The 11,848-nt window shown below is 67.8% G+C and carries 8 protein-coding genes; 4 read left to right on the forward strand and 4 right to left on the reverse strand.

All coding sequences use genetic code 11. The annotated features are described in order from the left end of the window. Window positions 1-66: 66 nt before the first annotated feature. The 3 genes from QMX83_RS16275 to QMX83_RS16285 form a co-directional block, all read right to left on the reverse strand. The gene (locus tag QMX83_RS16275; RefSeq protein ID WP_282297685.1) at window positions 67-1,512 is read right to left on the reverse strand and encodes an FAD-dependent oxidoreductase; all 1,446 of its coding nucleotides are present in this window, start codon (window positions 1,510-1,512) and stop codon (window positions 67-69) included. Between the two features lie 65 nt (window positions 1,513-1,577). After that, a complete protein-coding gene (gene gltB, locus QMX83_RS16280; RefSeq protein ID WP_282297686.1) occupies window positions 1,578-6,032 on the reverse strand; it encodes a glutamate synthase large subunit in 4,455 nt (1,484 codons plus the stop codon). Between the two features lie 178 nt (window positions 6,033-6,210). Beyond that, window positions 6,211-6,576, reverse strand: coding sequence for an I78 family peptidase inhibitor (locus QMX83_RS16285; RefSeq protein WP_282297691.1), 366 nt, complete (start codon window positions 6,574-6,576; stop codon window positions 6,211-6,213). 185 nt (window positions 6,577-6,761) lie between these two features. On the opposite strand from QMX83_RS16285, the gene QMX83_RS16290 reads away from it, so the two are divergent. Further along, a complete protein-coding gene (locus QMX83_RS16290; RefSeq protein WP_282297687.1) occupies window positions 6,762-7,823 on the forward strand; it encodes a DNA topoisomerase IB in 1,062 nt (353 codons plus the stop codon). On the opposite strand, the gene QMX83_RS16295 is transcribed toward QMX83_RS16290, so the two are convergent. Beyond that, window positions 7,801-8,142 carry a hypothetical protein gene (locus tag QMX83_RS16295; protein WP_282297688.1) on the reverse strand — a complete coding sequence of 114 codons (342 nt, stop codon included), beginning with the start codon at window positions 8,140-8,142 and terminating at the stop codon, window positions 7,801-7,803. The genes QMX83_RS16290 and QMX83_RS16295 overlap by 23 nt on opposite strands. Before the next feature lie 155 nt (window positions 8,143-8,297). On the opposite strand from QMX83_RS16295, the gene QMX83_RS16300 reads away from it, so the two are divergent. From QMX83_RS16300 to QMX83_RS16310, 3 genes are all read left to right on the forward strand, one after another. Then, a complete protein-coding gene (locus tag QMX83_RS16300; RefSeq protein ID WP_282297689.1) occupies window positions 8,298-9,377 on the forward strand; it encodes an SDR family oxidoreductase in 1,080 nt (359 codons plus the stop codon). A gap of 222 nt (window positions 9,378-9,599) precedes the next feature. Then, complete coding sequence (locus QMX83_RS16305) at window positions 9,600-9,986, forward strand: BlaI/MecI/CopY family transcriptional regulator (protein ID WP_282297690.1); 387 nt, start codon at window positions 9,600-9,602, stop codon at window positions 9,984-9,986. Window positions 9,987-10,001: 15 nt separating this feature from the next. Further along, window positions 10,002-11,810 carry a M56 family metallopeptidase gene (locus QMX83_RS16310; protein ID WP_336618965.1) on the forward strand — a complete coding sequence of 603 codons (1,809 nt, stop codon included), beginning with the start codon at window positions 10,002-10,004 and terminating at the stop codon, window positions 11,808-11,810. The last annotated feature ends 38 nt before the right edge of the window (window positions 11,811-11,848 follow it).

The following is an 11,848-nucleotide window of genomic DNA, read 5'->3' on the forward strand; positions in this document are numbered from 1 at the left end:
GCTACCGGTGTACGGGCACGGAGCTTGGTAGCGCCGGCCGTTGGCCGGCCCAGGCGGTGCCTGCAATCACGCGCAGACCAGCTGCACGATACTCGCCGCCGCATCGCGCCCTTCGGCCACCGCGGTCACCACCAGATCCGCACCGCGCACCGCGTCGCCACCGGCGAACAGCTTCGGGTGTGCGGTCTGGTACGGCAGACGACCTGCACCCCCGGCCACGATCCGGCCGTTGTTCCCGGCTTCCACACCCTGCGTGGTCAACCACGCCGGTGCGCTCGGCGAGAAACCGAAGGCGATGATCACCACGTCCGCCTCCAGCAGGGATTCGCTACCCTCGATGGCCACGGCGTTGCGACGGCCCTGCGCATCGGGTTCGCCCAGCTGGGTCTCAACCACGGTCACGCCAATCACTTCGTCGTCCGCGCCGGCCTCGATCGACAGCGGCTGGCGGTTGAACAGGAAACGCACGCCTTCCTCGCGGGCATTGGCGACCTCGCGCGCGGAGCCGGGCATGCTGGCCTCGTCGCGACGATAGGCACAGGTGACCCGCGCCGCGCCCAGTCGTACCGCGCTGCGCACGCAGTCCATGCCGGTGTCGCCGCCGCCCAGCACCACCACGCGCTTGCCTTCCAGGTCCGGTAGCGCCATCTGGTCTTCCCAGCCGGCAATCGGTCGGCCCTTCGGGTCGTCGCCACTGACGATGCGGCTGTTCTGCACCAGGAACGGCAGCGCCGGCAGCACGCCCTTCAGGTCCTGTCCGGGCAGGCCGCCGTCGGTGTAACGGTAGGCACCGGTGCCCACGAACACGGCGTCGTAGTCGGCCAGCAGGGTGTCCATCTCGATGTCGCGGCCGATCTCCACGCCCAGCCGGAACTGCACGCCCATGCCTTCCAGCACGTGGCGGCGACGGCTGATCACCGCCTTGTCCAGCTTGAAGCTGGGAATGCCGAACTGCAGCAGGCCGCCGATCTGCTCGTAGCGGTCGTACACCACGGCCTGCACGCCTGCGCGCGCCAACCGGTCAGCACAGGCCAGCCCGGCCGGCCCCGCTCCGATCACGGCGACACGCTTGCCGGTGGACTCCACCGCGCCCAGGTCCGGCGTCCAGCCGGTCGCCAAGGCGGTATCAACGATGTACTTCTCGACCGCGCCAATGGTGACCGCGCCGAACTCCTCCAGCGTGCAGCTGCCCTCGCACAGACGGTCCTGCGGGCAGACCCGGCCGCACACCTCCGGCAGCGGGTTGGTGGAGTGGCACAGCGTGGCCGCCTCGTGGATGCGGTTTTCCTGCACCAGCTGCAGCCACTGCGGAATGGCGTTGTGCACCGGGCACTTCCAGCTGCAGTAAGGGTTGCCGCAGTCCAGGCAGCGACCTGCCTGGTACTGCGCGTCTTCCTTGCCGAACGCGCCGTACAGCTCACCCCAGTCGCCAGAGGTGCGCAGCTCCACCGGAATGCGTTGCGGCATGGTCCGGGGCAGGTCAAGGAATTGGAAGGCTTGCTTGCGGCTCATCGGGTGACCCTGGAATCTCGGTGTGCCGGCCAACGGCCGGCGCTACCGGGTGGTAAGTCGAAAAATCAGGCGGCGCGGCGCAGCGATTCGGTCAGCGACTCGATGCTGGCGGCCTTGGGTTTGACCAGCCAGAACTTGCCGATGTAATCGCGGAACTCGTCGAGAATCTGCTGCGCCCAGATGCTGCCGGTCAGCTCGCGATGGCGGCTGATCAGCGTATGCAGGTGCTGGCGGTGATTCTCGAAGCCCTCGGCGGAAATGCGATGGATGTCGATCAGTTCGTGGTTGTAGCGGTCCACGAAGTCGCGGTCGATATCCAGCACATAGGCCAGGCCACCGGTGAAGCCGGCCCCGAAGTTCAGCCCGACCTTGCCCAGCACCAGCACGATGCCGTCGGTCATGTACTCGCAGCAGTGGTCGCCAGCGCCTTCGATCACCGCCAGCGCGCCGGAGTTGCGCACGCCGAAGCGTTCGCCGGCGCGGCCCGCCGCAAACAGCTCACCGCCGGTGGCACCGTACAGACAGGTGTTGCCGATGATCGCGGTGTTGCGCGCCTCGAAGCGTGCGCCACGCGGCGGCCGAACCACCAGGCGGCCACCGGCCATGCCCTTGCCGACGTAATCGTTGGCTTCGCCTTCCACTTCCAGGTTCAGACCGCCGACATTGAACGCGCCGAAGCTCTGCCCGGCGGTGCCGCGGAAGCGCAGGGTGAGCGGGGCTTCGCTCATGCCCTGGTTGCCATGCGCGCGGGCGATCGCACCGGAAAGACGGGTGCCGATCGAGCGGTCGGTGTTGTGGATCAGGAAGCGATGCTCGCCGCCCAGCTTGCCGGCAATCGCCGGAGCCAGCAGGCCGTCCATCTGCGTGGCCAGGCTGTCGGGCGATTCATACAGACGCTGCGCGGCGCAGTGGCTGCCCGGGAACGAGGCTGGCTTCAGCAGGCGGGCGAGGTCGACCTTCACGCCGGGGCGTGGCGCGACCTCCAGCTGCTGCAGCAGGTCGGTACGGCCGACGATCTCATCCAGCGAGCGCACGCCCAGGTAGGACAGCCAGCCGCGGACTTCCTCGGCCAGCAGACGGAAGAAGTTCTCCACGCGCTCGGGCAGGCCGGTGAAGTACTGCGCACGCAGACGGTCGTCCTGCGTGGCCACGCCGGTGGCGCAGTTGTTGAGGTGGCAGATGCGCAGGTACTTGCAGCCCAGCACGATCATCGGCGCGGTGCCGAAGCCGAAGCTGTCCGCGCCCAGCAGGGCCGCCTTGATGACGTCCAGGCCGGTCTTCAGGCCGCCGTCGGTCTGCAGCAGGGTGCGCTCGCGCAGGTCATTGGCCACCAGTGCCTGGTGCGACTCGGCTACGCCCAGTTCCCACGGCACGCCGGCATAGCGGATCGAGCTGACCGGGCTGGCCCCGGTGCCGCCATCGTGGCCGGACACCGTGATCAGGTCCGCGCCGGCCTTGACCACGCCGGCGGCAATCGTGCCCACGCCGGCATGGCTGACCAGCTTCACCGACACCAGCGCGCTCGGGTTGACCTGCTTGAGGTCGTAGATGAGCTGGGCCAGGTCTTCGATCGAATAGATGTCGTGGTGCGGCGGCGGCGAGATCAGGCCGATGCCGGGCTTGGCATAGCGCAGCCGGGCGATCAGTTCGTTGACCTTGTGCCCGGGCAGCTGGCCGCCTTCGCCGGGCTTGGCACCCTGCGCGACCTTGATCTGCAGCACTTCGGCGTTGACCAGGTACTCCGCGGTGACGCCAAAGCGGCCCGACGCCACCTGCTTGATCTTGCTGCGCTTGTCGGTGCCATAGCGGGCGGGGTCTTCGCCGCCTTCGCCGGAGTTGCTGCGCCCGCCCAGGCGGTTCATCGCAATGGCCAGCGCTTCATGCGCTTCCGGCGACAGCGCGCCGAGGCTGATCGCGGCGGTGTCGAAGCGACGGAACAGGTCTTCGGCCGGGGCCACTTCACTCAGCGGCGTCGGCGTCGGTGCAGCCTTGAGCTGCAGCAGGTCGCGCAGTGCCGACACCGGCCGGCCGTGCACGGCTTCGCAGTAGCGCTGCCAGTCGGCCGCATCACCGCTGCGCGCGGCGCGCTGCAGGGTCATGACCACGTCCGGGTTGTACATGTGGTACTCGCCGCCGTGCACGTACTTGAGCAGGCCGCCCACGTCCGGGTGCAGCAGGTCGTTCCAGGCACGCACGGTCAGTTCGCGCGCTTCGTCGTCCAGGCGCGCAAAGCCCACACCGGCCACGCGCGAGGCGGTGTCCGGGAAGCACAGGTCGACCACTTCATCGTCCAGCCCGACAATCTCGAACAGCTGCGCGCCGCGGTAGCTGGCCACGGTGCAGATGCCCATCTTCGAGATGATCTTGGACAGGCCCTTGTAGATGCCCTTGCGGTAGCTGCGGCCGATCTGCGACTGCTCGCCGCCCTTCTTCAGTTGCAGGATGCCGCGCCGGCCCAGGTCGAACAGGGTCTGGTAGGCCAGGTACGGGTACACCGCGGTGGCACCGAAGCCGAGCAGGCAGGCCATGTGGTGCGGGTCGCGCGCGGTGCCGGTTTCCAGGATCAGGTTGACGTCGCAGCGCAGGCCGACGTTGGAGAGGTGGTGATGCACCGCGCTGGTGGCCAGCAGCGCATGCACCATCGGCCGGTCGGCGACCGGGTAGCGGTCGCTCAGCAGCAGCATGACGATGCCTTCGCGCGCGGCCGCTTCCACTTCCGCACAGATGCGTTCGATGCCAGCCTTGAGCCCTTCTTCCAGGCTGTAGGACAGGTCGATCAGGCGGTTGCGGTCGGTGTACTGCGGCATCTTCAGCAGCTGGCGCAGCTTGCGCTGGCTCAGCACCGGCGAATTGAGGATGACGTGGTTCACGGTCTCCGCGCCGGCATGGAAGATATTGGTCTCCTTGCCCAGCTGGGTGGTGAGCGACATCACGCAGTCTTCCCGCAGCGGGTCGATCGGCGGGTTGGTCACCTGCGCGAAGGCCTGGCGGAAATAATCGTACAGCGGACGGCTGTGCTGGCTGAGCACCGCCATCGGCGTGTCATCGCCCATCGAGCCGGTCGCTTCCTGCTCGGTTTCGGCGAGCGGGCGCAGCACCTGTTCCACTTCCTCGGTGCTGAGCTGGAACAGCTTGTGGTAGCTGCGCAGGGTGCGTTCGTCGAACGGCTCTTCCACCAGCGACGGATCGATCAGCTCGGTCTGCAGGTAGGTCACGCCTTGCTGCAGCCACTGCTTGTACGGGGCACGGCCGCGGTTGATGCGGTCGATGGCGTCCGAGTCGAGCAGGTCACCGCGCTTGAGGTCGATGGCCATCATCTCGCCCGGCCCCAGCTTGCCCTTGCGCACCACGCGTTCGGCCGGCACTTCCCACACGCCGGCTTCGGAGGCGACCAGGAAGTGGCGGTCGGAGGTCAGCATCCAGCGCGCCGGACGCAGGCCGTTGCGGTCCAGCGTGCAGGCCGCATAGCGGCCGTCGCAGGCGACGATGCCGGCCGGGCCGTCCCAGGGCTCGCTGTTGAGTCCGTAGAACTCGTAGAACGCGGCCAGATCCGCATCCTTGAACTCCAGTGACTGCGTTGCCGGCGGCACCAGGATGCGCAGTGCCTGGATCAGCTCCATGCCGGCGCTGACCATCAGCTCCAGCATGTTGTCCAGGCTCTGCGAGTCCGAGCCGTGCATGGAGATCACCGGGTCGAACTCGGCGATGTCGAAGCGCGGGGTCTTCCACACCTTGCTGCGTGCCTGCGCCCAGCGCCGGTTGCCTTCAATGGTGTTGATCTCGCCGTTGTGGGCGAGCATGCGGAACGGATGCGCCAGCGGCCAGCGCGGCAGCGTGTTGGTGGAGAAACGCTGGTGGAAGACGATGGCGCTGGAAGCCAGGTCGCTGCGCTGCAGGTCCGGATAGAACCGGCTCAGCTTGTCCGGCAGCACCATGCCTTTGTAGCTGATCGCATTCGGCGTGAGCGTGGTGACGTAGAAATCGGCGTGTTCGCGCAGCTGTTGTTCGCTGCGGCGGCGCGCCAGGAACAGTGCGAGGGTGAAGCCGGCTTCGTCCTGGCCGGGGCCGGCGTCGACGAACAGCTGCTCGATATGCGGCAGGGTGTCGCGCGCCAGCTGGCCGCACACACTCGGGTCGGTCGGCACCACGCGCCAGCCCAGCGGCTGGCAGCCGGCGTCGCGCAGGGTCTGTTCAAGCACGGCGCGACAGTGTGCTGCAGCGGCTTCGTCGTGCGGCAGGAACACCACGCCAGCGGCATGCTGTGCGCCCAGCGTCAGGCCGGCTTCGGCGGCGAGGGCTTTCAGGAACACGGTGGGGCGGCGCAGCAGCAGGCCGCAGCCGTCACCGGTCAATCCGTCGGCGGCGACGCCGCCGCGATGCGTCATGCGCGAGAGCGCGGCAATAGCGGTATCGACCAGCAAGCGGGATGGCTGGTCGTCGAGCTGCGCGACCATGCCAAAACCACAGGCGTCGCGTTCGTCTTGCGGGTCGTAAAGCCCTTGGCGGTTGCGGGGGGCCATGTCTGCCTCAAAGTCGGGTGAGCGGCGACAGTCGTCCCCGCTCAGTCCGTTTGAGCGCAGCTGAAGGCACCGGATGTTTCGACTAGATCACAGTTGCTGCGACGCCGCAATACACGGTTGCACTCGAAACCAGCGACGCTGAAAACAGCTGCAGACGCCGCCGGAAACCGGCCCCAATTCAGCCGCAGCGCACGCCAGTTACGACATTCTTGTCATCGAGTTCGATGTTCAGACGTTCGCCGACGAACTCCATCGTGGTCACGTCGGTCGGGTGCAGCACGCGCACCTGCTTGGCGGCCGAATCCTGCTGCGCCTGGCCTTCCATGCCCTCGCTCCAGGCCTGACCGATCAGGCTCTGCACCTGGGTGGCGTCGCAGTTGCCCACCGGCGGCGCTTCGGTGGCCTTGCCCACTTCAGCCGGTGCCGGTGCCGAAGCTTCCTCGGCCGCCTTCTGTGCATTGGCGGTCGCCGCTTCCTGCTCGTCCATCGGCGGGGCCTTGCAGGCACCGAGCAGCAGCAGGGCGGGAACCAGGGCCGCTCCCATCAGCAGGGGACGGAACGTACGGGGGGCGCGGGAAGACAGGGACGACATCGAGACTCCGGAAGGTGGAAGACCAGGAAGCCATGGAGCATATCGCCAAGTGGGGTGTGACGTGTTTGTCTTCTGTTATTGACGCGCCGGAGGCAACACGGTCACGACACTGACCTTCCCGGTTCCGATGTCTGTCCATGCCTGTCCGACGTACTGCTACTCCCGAAGCCCAGGCCGCCCGCGCCGCCGGTCTGCGCTATGTCAGCGATGAGCAGCCGGGCATCGCCCGCCGCCGTGCCGGCAAAGGTTTCAGTTACCGCGATGCTGACGGGCATGCGGTGCGCGACGCGGCCACGCTGGCGCGGATCCGCGCGCTGGCGATCCCGCCGGCCTATACCGACGTGTGGATCTGCGCGCTGGAAAATGGCCACCTGCAGGCCACCGGCCGCGACGCGCGCCGGCGCAAGCAGTATCGCTATCACGCCGACTGGGCACGGGTGCGCGGCGACGGCAAGTTTGACCGGGTGATCGCCTTCGGCAAGGCGCTGCCCGCGCTGCGGCGACGGCTGCGCCGCGACATGAAGCTGCCGGGATTTCCGCAGGACAAGGTGCTGGCCATCGTGATCTCGCTGCTGTCCGACACCCTGGTGCGGGTGGGCAACCCACAGTACGCCCGCGACAACCGCTCCTATGGGCTGACCACGCTGCGTAACCATCATCTGGCGCTGGTCCGCGGCGGGCGCGCGCGCATGCATTTCCGTGGCAAATCCGGCCAGGTGCAGGACGTGGAGATCGACGACAAGCGGCTGGTCGAGCTGATCCGTCGTTGCCAGCAGCTGCCCGGGCAGGCTTTGTTCCAGTACCGCGATGACGACGGCACCCTGCAGCCGGTGGATTCTGGGCAGGTCAACGCCTACCTGCGCGATGCGATGGGCGAGGATTTCAGTGCCAAGGACTTCCGCACCTGGGGCGGCACCGTCGCCGCGCTGAAACAGTTCGCCGCCACCGCCTTACCCGACAAGCCCAGCGAACGCGCATTGGCGGCTCTGCAGAAGCAGGTGGTGTGCGAAGTGGCCAGCCTGCTGGGCAATACGCCTTCGGTGTGCCGCAAGGCCTACATCGACCCCAGCGTGTTCGAAGGCTGGCGCGCCGGCAGCCTGGCTAAGCTGGCCGGGCTGCGCGGCGAACGCCAATGGGAGGCGGCCACGCTGCGCTTCCTGCGCAGCGCGCGTCGCGTTACCCGCAATACACCGCGGTGATGTTGTTCGTTCGTCCCTTCTCGATGGTCAACCGCTCGCCACCGCTCTCCGCACCCGGCGACGGATTGGCCACGCCGCTGGCGGTGGCCCCGGTCTCGGCGTGCCGTGAGCCGATCACCTGTACCTGCAGGCTGTCGCTGTCCACGCGCGCGCGTTCCACGGTGGCGTGGGAAGCAGCGAGACCTACCGCGCCGCGTACCTTGTCGATATGGCACTGGCCGGAGATCACCCCGTCGATGGGTTGCACGCTGGCGACCTGCGAGGTGCTGCAGGCGGAAAGGACGGTCAGTGCGGTCAGTGCAAGGAGGGGGCGATACATGGGGGCAGCTCCAAGGGTACGTGACCGCCACGATGCCGCTGCAGGCGTCTGCGGCAGATGAACATGCACGGTAGAACGACATGCCGTTCACTCTCGCTGATCGCCGCGCTGACCAGACTGGGTGCGCATTCGAATACGCACTGAAGGAGCCGCGCATGGCCACGGCCAAGAAGAACCGCACCCCCGCCGCCGCTACGAAAGCCCCTCGCGCCCGCACCCCTGTGGTGAAAACCGCCACCCGCAAAGCGGCCGCGGAAGATCCGCGCGCTGCGCGTGTGGCGGCCCGCCAGCGCCGCCTGCAGGACCAGGAAAAGGCCAAGGACGCCCGCGCCTCGAAGAAAAGCGCGAAGAAGACGGTGAAGAAGGCAACCCAGGCCGGCCCTCGCAAGCAGCCGGAGAACATGCCCGCCCAGCATCTGGCCAAGCCCGGCAACGAGCACGAACTGCAGCTGGAGCCACGTTTCCTTGCGCCCGACTATGTGGGTAGCGGCAAGCTGCAGGGCAAGCGCGCCATCATCACCGGCGCTGACTCCGGCATCGGCCGCGCGGTCGCGGTGCTGTTCGCGCGCGAAGGCGCGGACGTCGCCGTGCTGCATCTGGACGAGGACGAAGACGCCCGGATCACCCGCGAACATGTGGAAGCCGAAGGCACCCGCTGCATCGTCATCAAAGGTGACGTGCGCGATTCCCGTTTCTGCGACAAGAGCGTCAAACAGGTGGTCAAGGCCTGGGGCGGGGTCGACATCCTGGTCAACAACGCCGCTTTCCAGCTGCATTGCCACCGCCTGGAGGACCTGGCAGACGCGCACCTTCAGGAAACCCTGCAGACCAATATCGCCGGCTACATCCAGATGGCGCGTGCGGTGTTGCCACATCTGGAAGAGGGCGACTGCATCATCAACACCGGGTCGGAAACCGGGCTGTTCGGCAGCAAGTCGCTGATCGACTATTCCTCCACCAAGGGGGCCATCCATGCGTTCACCATGGCCTTGGCCAGTCAGTTGCTGCCACGTGGCATCCGCGTCAATGCCGTGGCCCCCGGCCCGGTATGGACGCCGCTGAACCCGGCGGACAAGCAGGCTCCGGACGTGGCCGAATTCGGAAAGAACAGTGACATGGGGCGCGCCGCGCAGCCGGAAGAGCTTTCGCCGGCTTACGTGTTCCTGGCCTCGCCGGTGACCGCCAGCTACATCAGTGGCGTGGTGCTGCCGGTGATGGGTGGACCGCACGGGTGAGGCCCAGCCGGGCAGAGCCCGGCTCTACACCGAACAGAGACAAATAAAGGGCACTTGAACAACGCTCCAAGCTATTAAAGCATCCTTTAACAATGGGGCCACTGGCCCAGCGAGGCGTTCATAAAGCGCGCAACGACCGTTCGTCGGCCGGCATCCTCCGGCACTTGACGACAGTTGTAGTCATGGGCATGGTGGCGACACGTGTAGTCATCGGAGCGTGTCATGCGTGGGAAGACCATCGGGGACCAGGAGCTGGCCCTGCTGCAGTACGTAGCGGAACAGGAAACGGCCAGTGTCGGCGAGGTGGCCGCCGGGTTCGGCGAGGCGCGCGGGCTGGCCCGCTCGACCGTGCTGACCATGATGGAGCGCCTGCGTGGCAAGGCTTACCTGACCCGTGAGCAGGTTGACGGGGTGTACCGCTATGCCGCCACCGGCGAGCAGGACACGGTGGTGCAGGGCGCGGTGGCCAGCTTCGTGGAAAAGACCTTGCAGGGATCGGTGTCGCCCTTCGTCGCCTTCATGTCGCACAAGGCCGAAGTGAGCGATCAGGAGCTGGCTGAGCTGGAAGCCCTGGTGGCGCAGCTGCAGTCGCGTCGGCGGGAGGGCTGAGCGATGGAAACGATGATGAGCGAAATGCTGGTGCGGCTGGGCTGGACCAGCCTGCAGAGTGCCGTGCTGGTGCTGCTGGTATGGGCGGTGTGCCGCTGGCTGCCGCGCCTGCCGGCGGCGACGCGCTGCCGCCTGTGGTGGCTGGTCGCCGTGCAGGCGGTGTTGGGCCTGGTGTGGAGCAGCCCGCTGGAGCTGGCGGTGCTGCCGGCCCCGCATGTGGATACCGCAGCGACGGCGATGCAGCCGATGCTGCAGCAGGCTACGGCGCTGGCTCCGGTGGTGGCCGAGACGGCCCTGCCGTCCAGCTTCGCGCTGGTCCCGGCCGACGCCGCACCGGCATGGCCGCTGCTGCTGTTTGCCCTGTGGGCCTCGGGCGTGCTGCTGATGCTGGTGCGCAGCGTGCACGCCTACCGGCAGAGCCGCGCGCTGGTGCGCAATGCGGCTCCCTGCACCGACACCGGCCTGCAGCAGGCGCTGCAACTGGCGGCCGAAGCGCATGGCCTGGCGCGTGCGCCGCAGCTGAAAATTTCAGCGCAGATCCGTTCACCGCAGCTGATCGGACCGTGGAATCCGGTGCTACTGCTGCCGGCGCGCGAACTGCCGGCGATGGCGGCTGACGACCTGGACATGGCACTGACCCATGAGCTGGTGCACCTGCAGCGCCGCGACCTGTGGTGGGGACTGCTGCCGGCGCTGGCGCAGCACCTGCTGTTCTTCCACCCGCTGGTGCACCTGGCCGCCCGCGAGTATTCGCTGGCCCGCGAGGAAGCCTGCGACAGCGCGGTGGTGGCCGGTCATGGGCACTGCCGTCACGACTATGGTCGCCTGCTGGTACAGCTTGGCGTGGCCCCGCGGCCGGCCGTGGGCGTGGCCAGTGCGTCGCCGAACTTCCGCAGCTTGAAGCGGCGGCTGCTGACCCTGCAGCAGACCGGCACGCTGCCGCGTGTGGTCTCGATCGGGGTGACCGCGTTGTTCGTGCTGGTGGGTGTGGCTCCGTTGCGACTGGTGGCCGCGGTACCGCCGCCGCCACCGGCTCCGCCTGCACCTCCGGCGCTGGCCGCACCCGCCGTTCCGGCCGCGCCGGCCGCGCCGGCAGCTCCGGCCGTGAGCGCCATGCCGGCACCCAGCGGCGTGCCCGCACCGGCACCAGCCCCCAAACCGGTCGCCGCCCCACGCCCTCCGGTAGCGCCTGCGGCCCCCGCCGCGCCGCCGGCACCGGATGCGGACACGCGTCCCGTCACCCGGACCCACATGGTCACCACCGGACGCCTGGATCTGTCGCACCAGCCGCCGCAGGCCTTCGTGCTGCTGGACCGGGAAAACAGCTTCTTCGTTGATGGCTCGATGGCCGACATCGAGCAAGCCAAGCGTGATGCGCGCGGCAGCAACCGCGTGCTGTGGGCACGGCGGGGTGACCAGCGCTATCTCATCAACGATCCGGCACTGATGAAGTCACTCACCCTGGCGCAGCAGGAAGTCGCAAAGCTGGGGCATGAGCAGGGACTGCTCGGTACCCGTCAGGGCGAGCTGGGCAAGCGCATGGGCGAGATTTCCCTGCAGGCCAGCCGACAGGCGATGGCCTCGCTGGACGCCGCAGAGATGGCCAACCAGGCCGCGCGTCAGGCCAGCGCGCAGGCGGAAGCAGAACTGGCGACGGTGAGTGCGAAGCAGCAGCAGGAGCTGGCACGCCAGCAGCAGGGCCTGGCGCGCGAACAGCAGGCGCTGGCACAGCAGCAGAGCCAGGTCTCAGCGAAGATGGCGCGTGATATCCGCAGCGCGATTGATCAGGCGCTCGCCAACGGTACGGCACAGTCGCTGCGTTGAAGGGAGCGGTCGTGGTGACACGCATGACGTGTCACCAC

Source organism: Stenotrophomonas sp. PS02289 (genome assembly GCF_029960115.1).
Taxonomy (GTDB): domain Bacteria; phylum Pseudomonadota; class Gammaproteobacteria; order Xanthomonadales; family Xanthomonadaceae; genus Stenotrophomonas.